Annotated in this window: 20 protein-coding genes; 7 read left to right on the top strand and 13 right to left on the bottom strand. The window is 48.4% G+C overall.

The features are described from left to right. The first annotated feature begins 5 nt into the window (after positions 1–5). Positions 6–2,306, top strand: coding sequence for a glycosyl hydrolase family 95 catalytic domain-containing protein (locus tag BACCOPRO_RS16730; protein WP_008145477.1), 2,301 nt, complete (start codon positions 6–8; stop codon positions 2,304–2,306). Between the two features lie 218 nt (positions 2,307–2,524). On the opposite strand, the gene BACCOPRO_RS16725 is transcribed toward BACCOPRO_RS16730, so the two are convergent. The 6 genes from BACCOPRO_RS16725 to BACCOPRO_RS16700 form a co-directional block, all read right to left on the bottom strand. Continuing rightward, a complete protein-coding gene (locus BACCOPRO_RS16725) occupies positions 2,525–3,685 on the bottom strand; it encodes a sodium ion-translocating decarboxylase subunit beta (RefSeq protein ID WP_008145476.1) in 1,161 nt (386 codons plus the stop codon). Between the two features lie 2 nt (positions 3,686–3,687). After that, the gene (locus BACCOPRO_RS16720) at positions 3,688–4,116 is read right to left on the bottom strand and encodes an acetyl-CoA carboxylase biotin carboxyl carrier protein (protein ID WP_008145475.1); all 429 of its coding nucleotides are present in this window, start codon (positions 4,114–4,116) and stop codon (positions 3,688–3,690) included. A gap of 23 nt (positions 4,117–4,139) precedes the next feature. Then, entirely contained in the window at positions 4,140–5,069 is a 930-nt protein-coding gene (locus BACCOPRO_RS16715) for an OadG family transporter subunit (RefSeq protein ID WP_040311635.1), read from the bottom strand. A gap of 18 nt (positions 5,070–5,087) precedes the next feature. Continuing rightward, positions 5,088–6,641 (bottom strand): acyl-CoA carboxylase subunit beta, encoded by a 1,554-nt coding sequence (locus BACCOPRO_RS16710; protein ID WP_008145473.1) that lies wholly within the window; start codon positions 6,639–6,641, stop codon positions 5,088–5,090. Positions 6,642–6,752: 111 nt separating this feature from the next. Continuing rightward, positions 6,753–7,157 (bottom strand): methylmalonyl-CoA epimerase, encoded by a 405-nt coding sequence (mce, locus tag BACCOPRO_RS16705; RefSeq protein ID WP_008145472.1) that lies wholly within the window; start codon positions 7,155–7,157, stop codon positions 6,753–6,755. 142 nt (positions 7,158–7,299) lie between these two features. Beyond that, positions 7,300–8,310, bottom strand: coding sequence for a GNAT family N-acetyltransferase (locus tag BACCOPRO_RS16700; protein WP_008145470.1), 1,011 nt, complete (start codon positions 8,308–8,310; stop codon positions 7,300–7,302). A 38-nt stretch (positions 8,311–8,348) separates the two neighbouring features. Between BACCOPRO_RS16700 and BACCOPRO_RS16695 the strand changes: the two genes are divergently transcribed. The 5 genes from BACCOPRO_RS16695 to BACCOPRO_RS16675 are packed head-to-tail and all read left to right on the top strand — an operon-like array spanning position 8,349 to position 11,185. Further along, the gene (locus BACCOPRO_RS16695) at positions 8,349–8,885 is read left to right on the top strand and encodes a nitroreductase family protein (protein WP_008145468.1); all 537 of its coding nucleotides are present in this window, start codon (positions 8,349–8,351) and stop codon (positions 8,883–8,885) included. Positions 8,886–8,887: 2 nt separating this feature from the next. After that, the gene (locus BACCOPRO_RS16690; RefSeq protein WP_008145466.1) at positions 8,888–9,214 is read left to right on the top strand and encodes a hypothetical protein; all 327 of its coding nucleotides are present in this window, start codon (positions 8,888–8,890) and stop codon (positions 9,212–9,214) included. 2 nt (positions 9,215–9,216) lie between these two features. Next, positions 9,217–10,026, top strand: a complete 810-nt coding sequence (locus tag BACCOPRO_RS16685; protein ID WP_008145465.1) for a Rossmann-like and DUF2520 domain-containing protein — start codon at positions 9,217–9,219, stop codon at positions 10,024–10,026. A 16-nt stretch (positions 10,027–10,042) separates the two neighbouring features. Continuing rightward, positions 10,043–10,561, top strand: a complete 519-nt coding sequence (locus BACCOPRO_RS16680; protein ID WP_008145463.1) for a KdsC family phosphatase — start codon at positions 10,043–10,045, stop codon at positions 10,559–10,561. A 42-nt stretch (positions 10,562–10,603) separates the two neighbouring features. Next, positions 10,604–11,185, top strand: coding sequence for a Maf-like protein (locus BACCOPRO_RS16675; RefSeq protein WP_008145461.1), 582 nt, complete (start codon positions 10,604–10,606; stop codon positions 11,183–11,185). A gap of 232 nt (positions 11,186–11,417) precedes the next feature. Here BACCOPRO_RS16675 and BACCOPRO_RS16670 read toward each other — a convergent pair whose 3' ends face one another. Then, a complete protein-coding gene (locus BACCOPRO_RS16670) occupies positions 11,418–12,338 on the bottom strand; it encodes a hypothetical protein (RefSeq protein ID WP_008145456.1) in 921 nt (306 codons plus the stop codon). Positions 12,339–12,340: 2 nt separating this feature from the next. Then, positions 12,341–13,291 (bottom strand): lipocalin family protein, encoded by a 951-nt coding sequence (locus tag BACCOPRO_RS16665; protein WP_008145454.1) that lies wholly within the window; start codon positions 13,289–13,291, stop codon positions 12,341–12,343. Between the two features lie 213 nt (positions 13,292–13,504). Between BACCOPRO_RS16665 and BACCOPRO_RS16660 the strand changes: the two genes are divergently transcribed. Then, positions 13,505–15,073, top strand: coding sequence for an arylsulfatase (locus BACCOPRO_RS16660; RefSeq protein WP_008145453.1), 1,569 nt, complete (start codon positions 13,505–13,507; stop codon positions 15,071–15,073). A 34-nt stretch (positions 15,074–15,107) separates the two neighbouring features. Here BACCOPRO_RS16660 and BACCOPRO_RS16655 read toward each other — a convergent pair whose 3' ends face one another. From BACCOPRO_RS16655 to BACCOPRO_RS16640, 5 genes are all read right to left on the bottom strand, one after another. After that, the gene (locus BACCOPRO_RS16655) at positions 15,108–16,289 is read right to left on the bottom strand and encodes a DUF418 domain-containing protein (protein ID WP_008145451.1); all 1,182 of its coding nucleotides are present in this window, start codon (positions 16,287–16,289) and stop codon (positions 15,108–15,110) included. A 21-nt stretch (positions 16,290–16,310) separates the two neighbouring features. Next, positions 16,311–18,335 carry a beta-N-acetylhexosaminidase gene (locus BACCOPRO_RS16650; RefSeq protein ID WP_008145449.1) on the bottom strand — a complete coding sequence of 675 codons (2,025 nt, stop codon included), beginning with the start codon at positions 18,333–18,335 and terminating at the stop codon, positions 16,311–16,313. 285 nt (positions 18,336–18,620) lie between these two features. Further along, positions 18,621–18,692: a hypothetical protein gene (locus tag BACCOPRO_RS18685; protein ID WP_373920413.1), complete on the bottom strand. Its 72-nt coding sequence runs from the start codon at positions 18,690–18,692 to the stop codon at positions 18,621–18,623. Next, entirely contained in the window at positions 18,664–19,029 is a 366-nt protein-coding gene (locus tag BACCOPRO_RS16645; protein WP_155819237.1) for a hypothetical protein, read from the bottom strand. The genes BACCOPRO_RS18685 and BACCOPRO_RS16645 overlap by 29 nt, the downstream gene beginning before the upstream one ends. Before the next feature lie 202 nt (positions 19,030–19,231). After that, positions 19,232–20,338 carry an acyltransferase family protein gene (locus BACCOPRO_RS16640; protein WP_040311618.1) on the bottom strand — a complete coding sequence of 369 codons (1,107 nt, stop codon included), beginning with the start codon at positions 20,336–20,338 and terminating at the stop codon, positions 19,232–19,234. Between the last annotated feature and the right edge of the window lie 16 nt (positions 20,339–20,354).

Below are 20,354 nucleotides of genomic sequence, written 5' to 3'. Positions count from 1 at the left end.
CGACGATGAAAATTTGCAACATACATTATTCTGTCATTCTGGGAATAGCAGCTCTTTTTTCTCTCCCGGGATGTCTCAGTCAGGGAAACAATCCCGACGATCTGTTTTTTCAGAACAAAAAAAAGATGCTGACAGCCCGGTGGAACAGTCCGTTCAGTCAGGCAGAAACAGCAAGCAAGCATGCACCCAAAGGCCCCTACCTGGGAAACGGAGATGTGGGACTGGTCAGTTATACTTCAGAAAACGGACAGACCCTGCAACTGTCAAAAGTAGACTTCATCACCGACAACTGGTCGGACTGGGCAGGAACGGGTCCCGCTGCCCTGCCGGTGGGAGGAGTCAGCATTTCAGTACAGTCAGAACCCGCCGAGGGCTTCTGTTATGAGATGAGACAACTTGATGCCGAGCTCTATATGCATACCGGAACCGCAGAACCGGTAGAAATGACAACGTGGATGACAATGGACGACAACTACGTGGTAACTGAACTGACTACGGCTTCAGAACATCCCATAGATGTCACAGTCATGACCTATGCCAACGGTGAAAACAAACTCTATGAAACCACTTCCGGAATCCGTGAGAAAGTGGGACAGGTATCCCGCCGGAGTCGGACGGAAGGAGATGTACGCTGGATAGCCCGTGCAGGTATCTCAACCCGCATCACAGGAACTGAGGCTTCCTGGGAAAAAACATCCTCCTCGCAAGTCACCGCCTCTTTTCAGATAAAGGCAGGACAGCCGGTCTGCATTGTAACTTATGTATCCGGCAGTCTGGAAGATGATGCCCGTCTGCCGGAAGCATACGACAAGCTTTCTTCAGTGAACGGCCCCCAACTCGCCCTTCTGAAAATTGAGAAAAAACAATGGTGGAAAGATATGTGGACACGTTCGTATGTAGAAACAAACGATTCCCTGCTGAACCGCCAGTACCTGTCATCCATCTACCTGATGGCTTCGGCCTGTAACCTGCACAGTCCGGTCTGCGGAGGCATGTATGGCGTCTGGAACATGAACGACTCCATGAACTATCATGGAGACATCCATCTGAACTACAACAGCCAGGCCGGCTTCTACAGCGTATTCTCGGCCAACCGCCCCGAACTGGCAATGCCGTATTACGACTTTCTGGAGAAACTGATCCCTGAAGGAAAGAGACGGGCACGCGAGGAAATGGGACTCGTCCATCCGTCTCTGAAAGATAAGTCCTGCCGTGGGCTGCTGTTCTCTGTCAGTGCTTTGGGCAACGGCTATCTCTATGGAGAATACTGGCAGCAGACCATGGATGCTCCGTTCAATGTTCCCCTGTTCAGCTGGTATTACGAATATACGGGCGACCGGGAATTCCTGCGCAAGCGGGCTTATCCGTTTATCCGGGAATGTGGTGATTTCTACGAAGACTATCTGGAAAAGGAAACTCTGGACAGCACCTACCGCTATAATATCCTCACCGGCGGACACGAAGGCTCGTGGGATCTGAATCCTCCCTCCGATCTGGCCTTTGTAGAACAGACCTTCAGGCTGTTGCTCCGCTACAGTGAAATACTGGGAGTAGATGAAAACCGTCGGGCTTTGTGGAAGGATATCGTCACCCACCTGCCTTCGTACAAGGTCATCATGCCTACGAAGACTCCCAACCAGGGTTTGCCCGTCTATGCCAAAAATGAGGCAGGATGGGACTTGCCGGCTCATGTCATCCAGCTCCATCCGGTTTACCCATGCGAACTGCTGAATCTTCATTCAGACAGTACCGCCCTTCAACTGGCACGCAATACTTTGTATTATTACGCAGTCGACCAGCAAGGATTTACCGAGACGATGAATGAACTGGGACTGAGTGCCTTTGTGATGGGTACCCGCATCGGCTTTGATCCTGATATTCTGATAGACAAGATGAAGACACTGATTCACCGTGCCGGAACCAACTTCCTGATTCTGGACGGACATCATTGTCTGGAAAAAACGACCATTGTGGAGACGATCAACTCGATGATGCTGCAATCGGTGGACGGTGTCCTGCACCTGTTCCCTTGCTGGCCGGACAAACCCGCCTCCTTTACCCGTCTGAGAGCCAAAGGAGCATTTGTCGTTTCTGCCCAATATGACGGGAAACAGGTAACATCCCTCAAACTGACCAGTGAACGAGGAGAAACCTGCCGGATTGCTCTTCCGCAAAAGGATGTAGCAACAGCAGAAGTCAGACAGAATGGAGAAGCCATAAAAACAATTCAAAAGGACGGTATTCTGTCGTTCACGACGGAAGCAGGAAAAGAATATGACATCCAATTCCTTCCAGACCATGAATAGGAAGTAGAACTGGAACATCCTGCAACTCATTATAAACCTATGAGAAAACTAAGACTAACTGCACCATATCCCAACATGGCGGAAATCAGAAAATAGACAACAGTAACTGAAATAAACCGATAAAAGAAATCCCGACTCCTCAACTGAAGAGTCAGGATTTCTTTTATCGGTTTATCCCTTTTGTAAGGTCTGAAATCTGTATTCCAGACCGGATCAGCTTATACCAGGAAGCCCAGCAAGATACCGGCAGCTACAGCCGAACCGATCACACCGGCTACGTTCGGACCCATGGCATGCATCAGCAGATAATTGCTCGGATCGTATTCCAGACCAACGACCTGGGAAATACGGGCTGAGTCGGGCACAGCAGATACACCGGCATTACCGATCAGCGGATTGATCTTATTTTCTTTCTTCAGCACCAGATTGAAGATTTTCACGAAAAGCACACCGGATGCAGTAGCGATGATGAATGATACCGCACCGAGGAAGAAGATGAAGATGGAGTCCTTGGTCAGGAATTCCGAAGCCTGAGTGGAAGCTCCTACGGTCAGACCGAGCAGAATAGTGATCGTGTCAATCAGCGGACCACGGGCTGTTTCAGCCAGACGGCGGGTCACACCACTTTCCTTCAACAGATTACCGAAGAACAGCATACCGAGCAGCGGCAAACCGGAAGGCACCAGGAAACAGGTAAGCAGCAAACCTACGATAGGGAACATCACCTTCTCCGTATGTGACACGGCACGCGGAGCCTTCATGCGGATAAGACGCTCTTTCTTGGTTGTGAGCAGACGCATGATAGGAGGCTGGATGACCGGTACCAGCGCCATGTATGAATAGGCTGATACGGCAATGGCTCCCATCAGGTTCGGTGCCAGCTTCGATGACAGGAAGATGGCAGTCGGTCCGTCGGCACCACCGATGATACCGATGGCAGCAGCCTGCATGGGGTCGAATCCGAAAGCAAGCGCCAGCATATAGGCACCGAAGATACCAAACTGGGCAGCCGCACCGATCAGCATCAGCTTCGGGTTGGAAATCAGAGCCGAGAAGTCAGTCATTGCCCCGATTCCCAGGAAGATGAGCGGCGGATACCATCCCGACGTCACACCCTGATACAAAATGTTAAGCACTGAGCCTTCCTCATAAATACCTACCTTGAGTCCGGCTTCCATATTAAACGGAATATTACCGATCAGCATACCGAATCCGATGGGGATCAGCAGCATCGGCTCAAATTCCTTCGCTACGGCCAGATAAATGAAGAATATACCGATCAGAATCATCACAAGGTGCCCCGTAGTGGCATTGTGGAAACCGGTATAGGTCCAGAAATCGGCCAGGTTATTCTGTAAGAAACTAAAAAACTCTCCCATAATTATTCAATGATTATAAGGTCAGTACCTTCAAGAATCGATTCGCCCTTGCTTACCTTGATAGAGGTAACCTTTCCGTCGCGGTCGGATTTGATGTCGTTTTCCATTTTCATGGCTTCCAGGATCATCAGGGTCTGTCCGCGCTTCACGGCATCACCTTCCTTCACTTTGACATCCAGAATCACACCCGGCAGCGGAGACTTGATGCTACCCTTGCTGGAAGGTGCGGCCGGACGGGAAACAGCGGGAGGAGGAGTAGCCGGAGTGGTGGAAGCCGTACGCATGACCGGCTTGATCTTCGGAGTGGCTTTCTTCTCCAGTTCCACCTTATAGGGAGTACCGTTCACTTCTACCTGTACCTGATTTTCTTCAATGTCTCCAACGGTTACCTTGTACAGGTTTCCGTTGATCTTATATCTGTATTCTTTCATGGTTCTTTTCTGTTTTAAGAGGATTATTTCTTATGGGGAGTTTCACGCAACGTATAAATCTTCGAGCTCCACGGTGAATAGCTTCGTTTCACCCGGCTGATGGTCAGAATGGTTTCTTCCACATCATGATCGGCTCCCTGGTGTTCATGCAAAGCCATGGAGATGGCAGCAATGACTTCTCCCGGAGCTTCACCGAGACCTTTTTCCTTGGCTTCCTGCTTATCGGTAATATTGTGTACCTGCATGGCATTCCGCTTGCGCAGACGAATGGCCAGCTTGCCCACATACTTGAAGCAAACATAAAGCAGAATCAGACCGAGGAACACAACGCTCATGGCCGAGATTGCCATACCGATACCCACCGGGTCATGCTGCTCAAACTTATCCATCTTCGGATTACTTTCGATGGTCTGGTTATTCGTGCTCGGAGTAACATAGCGGTCCTCATGACCACCTTTCACTTCCCACTGGGCAGCTCCGTCGCTCACCCGGGCATACGACTGGTCAGCCTGCAAAGCTCCTGCCGGAACTACAATCTGATCGAGCAGCTTGCGTCCGGAGTCGTAAAGACCAATCCAGTTGGCCTCCGTCTTGCTCAACTCAAAGTTGGTATGGAACGTACCTCTGCGGGGAGCATTGTCCGCCCAGAAAAGCGTATGCTGACGCGGCTTGACAAGAGTCAGCACGTCTCCTTTCGGAATGAAATACGTAGCCGTATCACCCGGCTGACTGCTCATCCGGAGCAGACAGCCTGCCAGATCGGCACTGCTGTATGACTGGTTGAATATTTCAATCCATCCGCTGTGAACACCATAGTCATCCTGAAAATTGGAAACATTGTCCACCAGTACCTCGTTCAGCACCAGCTTGGTGTTCGTCTTCTTTTCCTGACAGGAAGTAAAGCCGACCAGCAGAAGCAGGGAAAGAAATATTCCGGTTCTATATCTGTTCATAATCATGCATTTTAAGGGTTACAAAGGAATATTGCCATGCTTCTTAGCCGGGTTGGACAGTTTCTTGGTCTGCAACTGCTGCAAGGCGCGGATGATGCGGAAACGTGTATTACGCGGTTCGATTACATCGTCGATATAGCCATACTTCGCAGCGTTGTAAGGGTTGGCAAACAGCTTGGTATATTCTGCTTCCTTTTCAGCCATGAAGGCTTTCGGATCGGGAGCTTCCTTGGCTTCCTTGGCATAGAGTACCTCAACTGCACCGGCACCACCCATTACGGCAATTTCGGCTGTCGGCCATGCATAGTTCATATCGCCACGCAACTGCTTGCAGCTCATCACAATGTGAGAACCTCCATAAGACTTGCGCAGGGTAATAGTCACCTTAGGCACAGTAGCCTCTCCGTAAGCGTACAGCAATTTTGCACCATGCAGGATAACGGCATTGTATTCCTGTCCTGTTCCCGGCAGGAATCCCGGCACATCTACCAGCGAAACGATAGGAATGTTGAAGGCATCGCAGAAACGGACAAAACGTGCCCCCTTGCGGGAAGCGTTGCAGTCGAGCACACCGGCCAGGAACTTAGGCTGGTTGGCCACGATACCTACTGACTGTCCGTTGAAGCGGGCGAAGCCGATGATGATATTCTTGGCAAAATCACGCTGCACTTCCAGGAACTCACCGTTATCAACAATCGCACCGATCACCTCATACATATCGTATGCCTTATTGGGGCTGTCCGGAATAATTTCATTCAGAGAATCCTCCAGACGGTCGATCGGATCAGTACAGTCCACATAAGGCGGTTCTTCCAGATTATTCTGAGGAATATAGCTCAACAGTTTACGGATCAGAGCCAGACCTTCTTCTTCCGTAGAAGCAGTGAAGTGAGTCACACCCGAACGGGTAGAATGCACGCTGGCACCTCCCAGATCTTCCTGTGAAACGTCTTCACCCGTTACGGTCTTCACCACCTTCGGTCCGGTCAGGAACATATAGGAAGTACCTTCCATCATCAGGGTAAAGTCTGTCAGAGCCGGAGAATAAACGGCACCTCCTGCACACGGTCCGAAAATACCGGAGATCTGCGGGATTACTCCCGAAGCCAGGATGTTGCGTTGGAAGATCTCTGCATAACCAGCCAGGGCATTGATACCCTCCTGAATACGTGCACCACCAGAGTCGTTCAGTCCGATGCAGGGAGCTCCCATCTTCATGGCCATATCCATCACCTTACAGATCTTGAGTGACATGGTCTCGGAAAGAGAACCGGCAGAAACCGTGAAATCCTGTGCGAATACATATACCAGACGCCCTTCAATCGTACCGTAACCGGTTACAACACCGTCACCCAGGTAATGCTTCTTGTCCATACCGAAATTCGTGCAACGATGCTTGACAAACATATCCATTTCTTCGAAGCTGCCTTCATCCAGCAACATCGCGATACGTTCGCGGGCAGTGTACTTTCCTTTTGCGTGTTGTTTCTCAATCGCTTTTTCCCCGCCGCCCAGACGTGCCTGTGCGCGCAGTTCAATAAGCTCCTTTACTTTTTCAAGTTGATTGCTCATGGTATCAGGTATTAGATAATTAATGTAAATACAGAGACACAAAACAACGGGGAACGGATCACTGCGAATCCCGTTGTTTCGTGTCTCTGCGTATCATATTCAAACTCTTCATTATTTTTCACAAAGTTCGGTCAGTACTCCCATCGTTGACTTCGGATGCAGGAAAGCAATATTCAGACCTTCTGCGCCCTTGCGTGGTGCCTTGTCAATCAGACGGATGCCTTCACCCTCAGCCTGGGCCAGAGCCTGAGCCACACCGTCTTCAACGGCAAAAGCTACATGGTGTACCCCCATGCCCCTGTTTTCAATAAACTTAGCGATGGTACTGTCCGGACCGGTCGGTTCCAGCAGCTCGATCTTAGTGTCTCCACATTTCAGAAAGGCTGTCTTTACTTTCTGATCTTCAACGGTTTCGATATTATAACATTTCAAACCGAGTACATTCTCATAATAAGGAAGGGCCTCTTCAATGCTTTTTACGGCAATGCCCAGATGTTCAATGTGAGAAATTTTCATAATTGCGTTTTTTTAAAGGTATTAAATCAAAGTCAATTTGCATCAACTGCACAAAGAAAACAATTTTGTGCTAAAACACGAAACTTTTTCGGATAAATATTATTAGAATCTGCTTTAAAAAATCCTTTTTCCTCAGCTCTTCTCACACATAAATTTTAATCAGCAGGCGATTCAGCCATTCCCATCTCACCCGGAACCATCTCCGGCTGCTGAGCTGTTTGCCACCAAAACGAAGAATAAAATCGCGGAAACCGTAGCGGCGGAACGGCAATCCGGCATCAATGAATTCAAAATGGGCATATCCTTGCTCACGTGCATAAAGCATGGCATTCCACACGGCCAGTACACCCGGATAGAGCCAGGCATAACTCTTGCGCATTCCTCCGGAGAAAAGCAAGTATGCACAGTCACCTGAAAACAGACAGACCGATCCTCCGATCACCTTACCTTTATATTTGACTACGAAAATTTTGCCGAGCTCCCGTCGGGAAGGTTCCGAGATCAGGGACAGAAAGAAACGGATATCCGGAAAATAACGATGAACCTTGGGCAGGTAATACTGGCGAAGCATGGTAAACAGGGCACACACATCTTCCTCGCTCCGGGCTACTTCCATAACGGCTCCATGCTTCAGTCCATTGTGGATCTGCCGTTTCCGGGAAGCACTCATCCACTTGTCTATGAGTTCCTGATGAATGGAGTTGCGCACCCGCAACCACTTGACCGGGAAATAGCCGTTAGCCCGGAAGTAACGGTAACCGAACAGCGGTTCCTCCAGGTTCCGGAACTCTATGAGAAAAGAATCCTCTTCGTGACGCAAGGTCAGATAGGCCAGCATTTCCCGGAACACTTCTTCCCGCTTCATGCTGCCTCCGAAATAATCCCCTACTCCGTATACAAAGGTTTTCGACCATCCTCCCCACAGGGAAAACTGACGGCGAGTGATCGACAGGAGCTTACCCACGGGACTTTCTCCTTCAAAGGCTACAAGCATGACGGGCGTATAGCCGGGAGTCTGCTCCAGCACCCGGAACAGTTCGGTAGAATGGAAGAGGTTGTCGCCCGGCAAGGCAGGAATATCTTCCGAATGATAATATGTAGACAATCGGAGCGCCATGTATGCAAATTTAGGATTTTTTTTGAGCATTTGCATAAGAAAGGCTATATTTGTCACATCAAAAACAATTATTTATGGAAAATTTCAGCGATCTGATCAAAAAGCGGCGGAGTACCCGAAAATTCACGGAAGAGGAACTGACCCAGGAACAGGTGGTAAGTCTGCTGAAGGCAGGACTGATGGCTCCTTCATCGAAAAGAAGCAACTGCTGGCAGTTCATCGTGGTGGATGACAAGGAAACTCTGGAAAAACTTTCGCACTGCAAGGAATCGGGAGCAACCTTCGTGAGCGATGCAGCCCTGGCCATCGTTGTTACTGCCGATCCGATGGTAAGCGATGTCTGGATCGAAGATGCCTCCGTGGCCTCCATCCTGATCCAGCTGCAGGCCGAAGATCTGGGACTGGGAAGCTGCTGGGTTCAACTGCGTGAACGGTTTACAGCAGACGGCGTGCCCGCCAACGAATATGTGCATGAGGTACTCGACCTGCCTCTCCAGCTACAGGCTCTTTCCATCATTGCCATCGGTCACAAAGGAATGGAACGGAAACCGTTTGATGAAAGCCACCTGCAATGGGAAAAGATACACCTTAACAAATATGGAGGGAAATAACCATGTCGGCATCCAACCACAAAGACACCTATCAGGCCACTGGGGTATTCCTGGTACTGATGGGCATCCTTTATCTGCTTGACAAATGGATCGGCTTCAGTAGCCACGGACTGCCCTGGGTAATGCAGAAAGACACCATGCTGCTGTATGCCGCCGTCATCTTCCTCTGGTTCAAGAGCGACAAGTCGGTGGGAATCATTCTGGCCGGAATCTGGCTCATCCAGAACATCGGACTGGTCATTGCCCTGCTGGGACAAATGTCTGCCTACCTGCTTCCGCTGGCCCTGCTGCTTGTGGGAGTGATTCTTTATTTTATATCTTCACGCTGATTATGGACGAAACACATCTGTATAACCTGACATTCATCGGGGCAGGCAACGTGGCTACCCACCTGTCACAAGCCCTGTCGCAACACCACTGCTGCATCCGGCAGGTATTCAGCCGCACGGAAGAATCGGCTCGTGAACTGGCCGGACGGCTCCATGCTGCCTTCACCACCCGTCTGGACGAGATTGATGCAGGAAGCGATCTCTACATCGTTTCCATCAAGGACTCGGCTCTGAACGAAGTACTTCCTGCACTGACACGACGCAATCCGGATGCTCTCTTTGTGCATACGGCCGGAAGCGTTCCCATGAGTATCTGGAACGGACTGGCCCGGCGACACGGGGTGATCTATCCCATGCAAACCTTCAGCAAACAGCGGGATGTAGATTTCACGACTACCCCGTTCTTCATCGAGGCCAACTCAGAAGAAGATACCCGTCTGCTGATGCAGCTGGCACAGCGCCTCAGTGAAAAGGTATATGAAGCTTCTTCCGAGCAGCGCAAATATCTCCACATTTCAGCCGTATTCGCCTGCAATTTTGCCAACCACATGTATGCAGTGTGTCATCACCTGCTCAGCGAACACGGGCTTCCGTTTGAATCCATGCTTCCACTCATCGAGGAAACAACCCGGAAAATACACTACCTGACGCCCGAAGAAGCACAGACCGGTCCGGCCCGACGGAACGACTGCAACATCATGGAAGATCATCTGCACATGCTGGAAAGTGAACCGGAACTGGCCGAAATCTACCGGAACATCAGCCGGAACATCCGGGCTTATGCCGAAAAAACAAAAAAGTCAAACCCGTAACATCAATCTGTAATTTATGATAGACTACGATTTAACCCGAATCAAGGCACTCTTCTTCGACGTAGACGGAGTGCTGAGCGCCGAAACCATCCTGCTTCATCCCAACGGAGAGCCCATGCGTACCGTCAACATCAAAGACGGATATGCCCTGCAACTGGCCGTGAAATGCGGTCTGCATGTAGCCATCATCACCGGTGGAAAAACAGAAGCCGTACGCGAACGTTACAAAGGACTGGGCGTACAGGATATCTGTCTGGGAGCTGCCGTCAAGACCAAAGAATACCACGAACTGATGCAGAAATACGACCTGAAACCCGAAGAGGTGCTTTACATGGGCGATGATATCCCCGATTATGAAGTGTTGCGCCTGGTGGGACTTCCCTGCTGTCCGGCAGACGCTGCTCCCGAAATCAAGGCCGTCTGCAAATACATCTCTCACCGTAACGGAGGTCATGGCTGCGGACGCGATGTCATCGAACAGGTGCTCAAGGCCCAGGGAAAATGGATGTCACACGAACAGGCTTTCGGCTGGTAATAAAGCCAGAAACAGAAATCTCAACCCTCAAAACTAAAAATTATGCTGGACAATCTGAAGAAATATCATATCAAACTGGCAAGCAACTCTCCGAGACGCCGGGAACTGCTTGCCGGACTGGGCATCGAATTTGAAACCAAAGTGCTGCCCGGTATCGACGAAAGTTACCCCGACACACTCAAGGGCGAGGAAATTTCTCTCTACATCGCAAGCAAGAAGGCAGATGCTTACCGCACTACCCTGCAACCGGACGAACTCATCATTACAGCCGATACCATTGTTTATCTGGACGGACTGATACTGGGCAAACCACACGATGCAGCAGATGCCCGCCGGATGCTCACTTTGCTTTCCGGACGTACTCATCAGGTAATTACCGGTGTCTGCATCCTGACCGCAAGCCAACAGCGCAGCTTTGCCGTTACCACCGAAGTGACATTCGATACCCTGAGCGAAGAAGAAATCAGCTATTATGTGGAAAAATACCACCCCATGGACAAAGCCGGCTCCTACGGTATCCAGGAATGGATCGGCTTTATCGGAGTAACCGGACTTCAAGGTTCATACTATAACGTCATGGGACTTCCCGTACAACGCCTGTATCAGGAACTGAGAAAACTTTAAAAGACTTTCAAGGATTTAAAAGATGTTATTAAACATATTTTTCTTCTGAAAAGATTTGCAATTAACCGGAAAACCCGTACCTTTGCATCGTGTTTTCATAGTATTAGATTTAAGGTTAATAAAAAGGTTGGAGTACAGCGGTACTCCTTTTTTTATGCCTGTACTCCAACCTCTCTTTTCCCGCTCCTGCGGCCTGGTAAATCCACTCTTCGTTTCAAGCACATTCTGAGCTTCAATCTTTTTTCAGACCTTCAGGATTTTTCTGTCCGTCCAGCACTTCCCGAACGAAATAAACTCCGTCATAGTCCGCAGCAAATCCGTCATCCCACTTGCCGTTATATTCCAGTTTCAACATCATTTGGAGAGGTTTGCCATTCTTCTGTCCGCCTGTCTTCCGGTCATAAATTTCTGTCAGAGTCCCTGTCTTGTCCACCAGCCAGTACTCCTTATCACTGTTTTCCGGACGGAACGAATGTACTTCATGGCCGATACGTATTTCTCCCGACAGATTATACAACACCTGTGTGGAGTCGGATACAGCATCCATTGCGGTCAGACAGATACTGCTTTCATCAAACAAAGGAGCATCCTGACCAATCTCTACGAAAACAGCCCGGTCGGGATGAGAATCCTGCACCTCAAAATAGCGCATGCCACTATTCCCGACACCCCATCCGCTGCAAGTGGAGGGCACAGGCTCTTCCTTCATCTGCTTGTCTACTTCAGCTGCGTATGAACCGGCAGGAACCAGCTGATAACGCTTCACTCCTTCACGTCCGGATTTTACTTCCTTGAACTGACAGGACTGACTTGCATCCCATCCTTCCTCTTTCTGCAGAAGAGGAAGTACATCCTCGATGGAACGGTTTTTCAGTTCAAAGACCTGAATGACTTTCCTGGGAGCTGTATCTCCGTTCCGGACAACTACGGCGCCCGGCAAGGAAGGATCTGCCATCACCCTGATATCCGGATTATGCTGTGCCCAGAAACTCAGACCAGCTCCTGTCACACGTTCCCATTCAAATCCTTCATACGCTTTTCTAGAAGGAACATCAGCTGTCGTCTGCTGCATGGTCTCTTCTGTTTTTCCGGTCTTCCCGTTTCCACTACAGGCACACAGACCGGCTGCCAAAAATAAAGCCAGATATTTCATAATTATTTATTTTTTTCTTTCAGAGCAAGACGGCTTCCGTCTGACAAAGTAGTCAGCACAGCTTCCTGTCCTTTTCCACGAAGATCGAATACCGGATTCTTATAACCATAGCCGGAAGCCGTACGATACTGACGCAACAGGCTACAGACTCCATTCCGGTTCATCTGAGCCACTCCGGCCTTTCCGAAGAAAAGAATCTCAATTTCCTCACCGCCATCGGCCACAAAGGCAACTTTCACCAGATCTTCCACTCCACTGGTGGCATACAGCAATTGCCCCCGTCTGGAGACCAGCCATTCTGACTCAGCCTTTTCCACCAGATACGTATCATCCTCCTCCACATTCCATACAGGTGTACCGTCCGGACGTGTTCTGCGGTCAAGCACCACATCCGTTTCCGGATAGAAGAACTCTACCTGCGAAGAATCGGATGCAAAAACCAGATAGCCGGCAACAGACGAATTCGGATCAGCCACAGAATGTACACGGGTACCCTCTTCGAATACACGTATTTTCTTCTGAAGCATTTTTGACCAGGTATATCCCATGGCCGCATCGCTGCCCCCGATCAGACCTTCACCTTCCTGCTGACGTACATATTGGATGCGGTACATCTCACCCTTTCCCAACGTCAGAGTATCTCCACTGAGGGAAACAACATCCAGTGTGTCGGCAAAATCAATCGTCTGTCCGTTACCGATACTTTTTCCTTCCAGTATCAGCCGGGCACCGTCAGTCAGTTTCCAGCGTTCATATTTCAAGGTTGCCATTCCGATGGAAGTTGCCTTGCCTCCTTCTTCCAGGGTTACTCCCTGTACTATCTGCTGATTGGCAGGCATCACTTCCACCCAGTTACCTTTCAGTTCATTCTCCGTTACAGTTCCTTTCCCCGCATTGCAGGATGCCAGAACCAGCGCAGATGCCAATGCGCTCCATAATACATGCTTCTCCATATTCGTATAACCAATTTAAGTGTTTATATTCACAAAGTTAATCACCTCAGGGAGAAGTCCAAAGGAAAAGCCTGTCCGTATGTTCTCATTTAGCTATTTTTAAAGTCACTTTTCTTTGTTTCACTCCAATAAATCTTTCATTTTTGCAATCATCCTCTCCAATAAAAAGATTTTTTCTTATTTTCGCAATGATTTAACCCACATACAAAAACTATGAACAAGATCTTATTCTCCTCTCTCCTGCTCGCGGCCTCACAGCCCATGACAGCTCAGGAAACATCAGCCCCCAATATTGTACTGATCCTTTGTGACGACATGGGGTTCTCCGACCTCGGATGCTATGGCAGTGAAATACAGACTCCTAACATTGACCGGCTGGCATCGGAAGGTGTACGTTTCAGTCAATTCAAGAATACAGGACGAAGCTGTCCCAGCCGTGCATCCCTGCTCACCGGAAGATACCAGCACGAAGTAGGAATGGGATGGATGGCCGAAGTGGACGAACATCGCCCGGGATATCGCGGACAGATAGACAAGGCTTATCCCACCATTGCAGAAGTGATGAAAGCCGGAGGATACCGCACCTACATGAGCGGGAAATGGCATGTCACAGCCACAGGAGGATATGATGCCCCCAACGGCAGCTATCCGGTACAAAGAGGGTTCGAACGCTATTACGGATGTCTGCACGGAGGTGGCAGTTACTACAAGCCAGAACCGCTTTACAATGACCTGCAACGCATCACCGAAGTGCCCGATGACTATTATTATACCCAGGCAATCACAGACTCAGCTGTCATCTTTATCGACAGGCACGACACAAGCCAGCCGATGTTTCTGTATCTGGCTCATTATGCTCCTCATCTGCCCTTACAGGCTCCGGAAAAATATGTAAAAAAATGTATGGACCGCTATAAGCCCGGATACGATGTACTTCGCCGGCAAAGATTTGAAAAGCAGAAAAGACTGGGACTGATTCCTCAAGAAATGGAACTTCCCCAGCATGACAGGGAATTCGGAGGAAAACGTCCGGCATGGGAAGATCTTACTCCCGAACAACAGCAGCAATGGACCAAAGACATGGCAACATATGCCGCCATGATCGAAATCATGGATGAAGGTATCGGAAAGGTTGTGGAAACTCTCCGCATAAAAGGCATGTATGAAAACACCGTATTCCTGTTTCTCAGTGACAACGGAGCAACCGACGAAGGAGGGTATCTGGGACAGCTCATGGCGGATCTCTCAAATACCCCTTACCGCAGTTACAAAAAATGGGTATTTCAGGGCGGTACCAGTACCCCTTTCATCCTGACTTATGGTGACGCCAGCAAGAACAAGATGAAAGGAGAGATTTGCCGGCAACCGGCTCATCTGATTGATATCCTGCCCACCTGTATGGATCTGGGGCATATTTCCTATCCTGACCAGTTCGGACATAAAGACCTGCCGGGCAGAAGTCTGCTTCCTGCTACGGAAGGAACAGCTGTCGAACCGCGAACCTTGTACTTTGAGCACCAGAGTTCCTGTGCCATCATTGACGGAACATGGAAACTGGTCAAAGCAGACCGGAATGTACAGTGGGAACTGATTGACCTGTCGACTGATCCGTTTGAAACCCATGACCTGTCTTCACAGTATCCGGACAAAGTGGAAGAACTGGAAACCAAATGGATTGAATGGGCCAATACCCACAAAGTATTCCCATTGGAGAACAAACCCTGGACAGAACGGCTGAACTTCTACAAGCAGAAGAATCCCAACCAAAAGGGAGAGGACTGATATCCTCTCCCTCCTACAGACACCCAATGTCTGTTTACTGCTTGCCGGAGTTGATCCAGGTTAATTTCTTCCAGATCCATTCCAGAGGTCCCTGTCTGTGACATGACAGCCAGAAACGACTGAATGCCAGCAATATGGCAAATATGACGACAGCTATCAACAGACAGGCGGTTGCCCCCGTTGACTTATAGAGATTCAGCCCAAAGCCATAAAAGACAGAAACACCGATCACTGACTGTGCAATATAATTGGTAAGACTCATCTTTCCGAAAGGAATAAACAGACGCTGGAACTTATAGCCGTTCCCCTTGTCATACCATAACAAGACGAAACAACTTACCAGAAAGCACATAAGCAAGAAATTGCAGATCGACGGTACGGCTATATCAAGCGGCATCAGCAGCGCCTTGTCCCCTTTCGCAATCCCGGGGTATACCATGCGCAACAGATTCAGCGGTATAAACAGGACAGCAGACCATAAAGAAATCTTCTTCCAGACCATCATGGATTCCCGGGTGTTCTGAAACAAAGACAGTCTTCCTGCCACCATTCCAAACAGGAACAGTCCTCCGATCTGAAAGATTCTTCCGTTTTCTATCTGCCACAGATTTCCATACAACTGGCCGTAAGTTATATTGGACTGCACCACTTCCAGAAAACTTCCTGATTCCATGACAGGCTTGGCCAGCACAGCATACTTCAGCCAATTGTTTCCGTATTCCAGAAACGGAATGTCGCATAAGGTACAGATAACCCTGATCCATTCCACCGGCTGAATAATCATAACGGAAGCTATCACAAGCACCGTCCTGGTAGAAAATCCAGATACTGCAACCAGAAAGACACCCATCACTGCATACAGCAAAAGGATATCACCGTTGTAAAACAAAGAATGAAACTGAGAGAATAAGAAAAGCAGAAACATTCTCCAGACAAATCTCCCTTTAAACGGAATTCCTTTTCGGGCAGCATTACAGTACTGAATATAGAAACTCAGTCCGAAAAGCAGTGAAAAGGTGGAAAAAGCTTTTCCAGCCATCAGAAACCACGTTGTATCCCATACTCCCTTATCCAGTGCTTTCAGCCATTGGGGAGTACCTTCCGGAATGCAATACAGATTATAATGCTCAAAACAATGCAAGATGACAATTGCAAACAAAGCAACCCCTCTCAATGCATCTACAACTTCTATACGGCCTATTTTCTTTTGATCCATATTTCAGAATGATTCATTAAATTACTTCCTGCCTGTTTTATCCGATTCCACACTCTGGAAAGGCACATAAGGAGAAAGACTAAAGATCACATTTCCATAAGAGTCCGTACCCCGGTAACCGGAAACTTCCATTCTCAGTGTATATTTCGCATCTTTCTGGTAGTTCTTCACATCCAGATAATACAGATAATTCTTTCTTTTTCCGGTGGTACGGGTTTCATCAGCAAATCCCCGGTGCAGATCTTCAGCTATGACCTTGCCGTTTTCCAGCAGCTGCATACTCTTGATGTTCAGGCGGTCATTCCCCTTAGTATAGAAAAGCCCCGCCATCGCACGGCCGTTGTCATACACCTTATCAGTGACATCAAATTCCCATGTCGTATAGTCAATGAAAGAAACCTTTTCCGGCGACCAGGTTGCGATGACATGACAGTCAGGGCGGTAATAATCAACTTTCAGGGCATCCAGTCTCTTATACTGCGTATTCATACGGTTCTCAAAATCAGCAAAGTCCTTCTTGCCGTCTGCCCAGGCAATTTCAGCCAGTCCCAGCAGTCGCGGAAAGTTCTGCAGATTAATGTCTTTCACCTCCTGCGGCACAGCCGGCCACATATTCGCCTGCACTCCCAGCAGACAGTCCAGCTCCCGCGAAGTCAGACCTTCAGCCGGATCGTATCCATAGACATCGCTCAACGTGATGGCATAAGGATAAGCCAGGTCCGACAGCAGGCCGTCATCCGGTGTACCCTGACGAATGTCAAAATACAGATGACTGGCAGGAGTGGCAATCGTCGGGAAACCATACTTTGCCGCATCCTTTACCGCAGAACTGCCAAGCCATGACATGATGTGAGCATTTTCAGGCAGATTGCCGGCATCAGCCAGAATATCATTCCATCCGATCGGCTTCTTGCCTTTACCGGCAATGATGGCCGAAACTCTCGTCACGAAATAACTCTGAAGTTCCATGACATTCTTCATTCCTTTTTCCTTCATGAAGTTCTGAATATGCTCATTCTTTTCCCACAGGATATGACGGACTTCATCTCCTCCGAAGTGAATGTATTCAGAAGGAAATATGGCTGCAATTTCAGTAAACACATCATCAAGGAACTGATATACCTTCTCATTCGACGGATCCAGCGTGTTGGGAGTAAACTGATGTCCCCACACATGGTAAGTCTCGCAGAACGGCATCACATAATCCGGATAGAACGAATCATTGACAGCCAGTTCCGGATAATTAATAAGCACAGGCCAGCAATGTCCCGGCACGTCTATTTCCGGAACAATCTGCACATGGCGGGCAGCAGCATAAGCCACCAGATCCTTCAGTTCTTCCTGCGTATAGAATCCGCTTCTTCCTTCCGGCTGACCAAACTGCACGGGATAGTGTGTAGCCTTCTCGGAAGTAAGCCGCGGATATTTCTTTATTTCCACCCGCCATCCCTGGTCGTCCGTCAGATGAAGATGCAAGGTATTCATCTTGTAAAGAGACATGATGTCAATATACTTCTTCAGCACATCAACCGAATAGAATGTACGGCTGACATCCTTCATATATCCTCTCCACTGGAAGCGAGGCTTGTCATTGATCTGAAGCGACGGCACGGTAATGTCACCTTCCAGTTTTTCTTTTCCTACCACTTCGGGAGGCATCAGCTGTGTCAGTGTCTGCGCTCCGTAGAAGAGTCCTGCCAGACCTTCCGACCTGACAACAATTCTTTTATCACTGACATCCAGCGTATATGCCTCCGACGAACGGTTTTTCTTCGACAGATCAAACACGATGCCATTCTTCCCTTTTACACTGGACACCTCCTTCAGCTGCAACTGAAAGGGAAGCGAACGGCTGACAGACTGAATCCACAATTCTCCGATCTGTCTGGAAGCCGGAGTGACATAGACAACTGTCCGGGGAGTAAACACAAAAGCCGGTTTACCCGTTTCCTTCACCGACAAAGGTTTGGGAACCACACTGTATTCTGCGGCCTGCAGATTGAACAAAGTACACAGGCAAGCCCAGATAATCAATAAATACTTCATACGTTAAACAAGGTTTTATACAGATTAAAAATATATTTATCAGTTGGCATTTGCAGTTTTATCAGCCGTTTTTCCGGCTTTCCAACCCAGACATCCAGCCCAAAGCATTTTATTTCTTAAATTCATAGTCTTTTATTTAGATTTTTAACGGTTTAACATAACCATTTGAAAAGTCAACTTTTTACGAGATATTTAAGTCGTTTTACGAAACTTTGCTATCAAATAACTCTTGGGCAAAAGTAACCAAAATACTTGACAGGACAAAAAGATTGGCTACTTTCGATATCATTTCTCAATACTGACGTATTTCTGATTCTGACTATTCGGTTTATCTGGAATAGTCATTTGAAGTTTTATACCGATAAACGGAGCTATATATTTTCTTGCGTACCCATCTTCTATCGTTCACTCCAAGCATTTCAGCTATTTCAACTATACTTTTCGGTGATTTACAAAATTCAAACACCTTATCTTGGGGTGTCATGATATCCGACTTATTCTGTATTTCATCATGACCTGAGGTGAAATCATCATCACTTGGGGTGTGACTTGAAGTGTATGAATCTTTCACTTGGAGTGTAGATGTTTTCACTTCACCAGCCAGTGAGTGTTTAAACCATATTGTGAGATTCACGAATGGCGGAACAACTTTGATTTCCGGTGCAGGAAGTCCTTGCTCTCTACAACTTTCCATAATAAGCCCTATACCTCGTCCCCAAGCTTCTATCTTGCAGCCGAACTCCTTAACCTCGCCGTCAACAGTAACAAAGTACATCAAAGACAAGTTACCACTGGGCTTTTACCTAGAGAAAAATATAGCGTAACGAACTCTGTTTCCCATCGGTTCGCTACGCTTTCTAAATTTTACAATCTCTCTATATGTTTTATTACATGATTTACACCTTCAGGAATATCCTTTGACGATAAAGCAGGTACAGGAATCCCCAGCAAACGGCAATATAGGCCAGCGCCAGTATCAGCGGCTGGAATGATTCCGGGAAAAGTGATGCCAGTCCGCCGAAAAGGGACCGGCCCGTATAGTCAAAATCAATGAAGCGCTGAGCCAGATAGATCGTAATGGAGTTCATCCCGATGACCCGGAAAAACAAAGTCCACCGATGACAGTGCCGTACATCAATCAGATAATAGAACAAGGCAAACAGCAGCATGGATATACCACCGACCAGGCAGGCAAACGAACTTGTCCACAAGTTTTTATTGATCGGGAAAACCAGATCCCATATCCATCCGACAACGACCAGCATCACTCCGGCACAGGCCAGCAGAACGACCTTCCGCAGTTCAGGCAGTCCTTCCCGCTTGATCCATTCTCCCGTCAGCATACCCAAAGAGGCTGTTCCGACAGCAGGAATAATACCTAAAAGCCCTTCCGGATCATGAATTCCCAAATACAACTGTCCCGGCAAAAACATCCGGTCTACATAACCTACCAGACTCCCTTCCATGGAAAAAGGATCTCCATTGCCATCCGGCGCCGGAAAACAGGCCAGCAGCGCCCAGTAACCGATAAAAAGCAAGGCTACAACTCCCATACGGACACGTGTCCGCACATTCAGAAAAAGCAAGGCTGCAAACATCCAGGACAGGCCGATACGTCCCAGAACACTGGCATAACGCAAATGAGCAAAATCAAAATCCAGCAGTCCGTTGTAAATGCAACCCAGCAGTACCAGAACCAGTCCCCGGCGGATCACCTTACGGTAGATGGCTGCCGAACTCATCCCACACGCTTTCTGTTTTTCCAAAGAATAAGGAAAGGAAATACCTGCAATAAAAAGGAATAGAGGAAAAATCATATCCTCAAAAGCAACCCCATGCCAGGGCACATGCTCCATCTGCCTGGCTATTGCCTGAAAAAACGGAATCGGACAGCAGGTTGCCAATCCGGCAAACAGAGCTCCTCCGCCCATAATAAAAAACATGTCAAATCCCCGCAAGACATCCAACGATTGCAAACGTTGACTCTTTACTTCTTTTTTCATACGTATTATTCGGTTT

It is taken from the genome of Phocaeicola coprophilus DSM 18228 = JCM 13818 (assembly GCF_000157915.1).
Lineage (GTDB): Bacteria > Bacteroidota > Bacteroidia > Bacteroidales > Bacteroidaceae > Phocaeicola > Phocaeicola coprophilus.
The sequence above is the reverse complement of the archived record's forward strand: the minus strand, read 5'-3'. Positions and strand labels throughout refer to the sequence as shown.

Bases quoted from the DNA above. Each gene is read 5' to 3' on its own strand.
- BACCOPRO_RS16685 (WP_008145465.1), top strand. From the start codon at position 9,217: ATGGACGAAACACATCTGTATAACCTGACATTCATCGGGGCAGGCAAC.
- BACCOPRO_RS16730 (WP_008145477.1), top strand. From the start codon at position 6: ATGAAAATTTGCAACATACATTATTCTGTCATTCTGGGAATAGCAGCT.
- BACCOPRO_RS16710 (WP_008145473.1), bottom strand. From the start codon at position 6,641: ATGAGCAATCAACTTGAAAAAGTAAAGGAGCTTATTGAACTGCGCGCA.
- BACCOPRO_RS16665 (WP_008145454.1), bottom strand. From the start codon at position 13,291: ATGGAGAAGCATGTATTATGGAGCGCATTGGCATCTGCGCTGGTTCTG.
- BACCOPRO_RS16655 (WP_008145451.1), bottom strand. From the start codon at position 16,289: ATGGATCAAAAGAAAATAGGCCGTATAGAAGTTGTAGATGCATTGAGA.
- BACCOPRO_RS16670 (WP_008145456.1), bottom strand. From the start codon at position 12,338: ATGAAATATCTGGCTTTATTTTTGGCAGCCGGTCTGTGTGCCTGTAGT.
- BACCOPRO_RS16720 (WP_008145475.1), bottom strand. From the start codon at position 4,116: ATGAAAGAATACAGATATAAGATCAACGGAAACCTGTACAAGGTAACC.
- BACCOPRO_RS16675 (WP_008145461.1), top strand. From the start codon at position 10,604: ATGCTGGACAATCTGAAGAAATATCATATCAAACTGGCAAGCAACTCT.
- BACCOPRO_RS16725 (WP_008145476.1), bottom strand. From the start codon at position 3,685: ATGGGAGAGTTTTTTAGTTTCTTACAGAATAACCTGGCCGATTTCTGG.
- BACCOPRO_RS16645 (WP_155819237.1), bottom strand. From the start codon at position 19,029: ATGGAAAGTTGTAGAGAGCAAGGACTTCCTGCACCGGAAATCAAAGTT.
- BACCOPRO_RS16695 (WP_008145468.1), top strand. From the start codon at position 8,349: ATGGAAAATTTCAGCGATCTGATCAAAAAGCGGCGGAGTACCCGAAAA.
- BACCOPRO_RS16650 (WP_008145449.1), bottom strand. From the start codon at position 18,335: ATGAAGTATTTATTGATTATCTGGGCTTGCCTGTGTACTTTGTTCAAT.
- BACCOPRO_RS16715 (WP_040311635.1), bottom strand. From the start codon at position 5,069: ATGAACAGATATAGAACCGGAATATTTCTTTCCCTGCTTCTGCTGGTC.
- BACCOPRO_RS16680 (WP_008145463.1), top strand. From the start codon at position 10,043: ATGATAGACTACGATTTAACCCGAATCAAGGCACTCTTCTTCGACGTA.
- BACCOPRO_RS16660 (WP_008145453.1), top strand. From the start codon at position 13,505: ATGAACAAGATCTTATTCTCCTCTCTCCTGCTCGCGGCCTCACAGCCC.
- BACCOPRO_RS16690 (WP_008145466.1), top strand. From the start codon at position 8,888: ATGTCGGCATCCAACCACAAAGACACCTATCAGGCCACTGGGGTATTC.
- BACCOPRO_RS16640 (WP_040311618.1), bottom strand. From the start codon at position 20,338: ATGAAAAAAGAAGTAAAGAGTCAACGTTTGCAATCGTTGGATGTCTTG.
- mce (WP_008145472.1), bottom strand. From the start codon at position 7,157: ATGAAAATTTCTCACATTGAACATCTGGGCATTGCCGTAAAAAGCATT.
- BACCOPRO_RS16700 (WP_008145470.1), bottom strand. From the start codon at position 8,310: ATGCAAATGCTCAAAAAAAATCCTAAATTTGCATACATGGCGCTCCGA.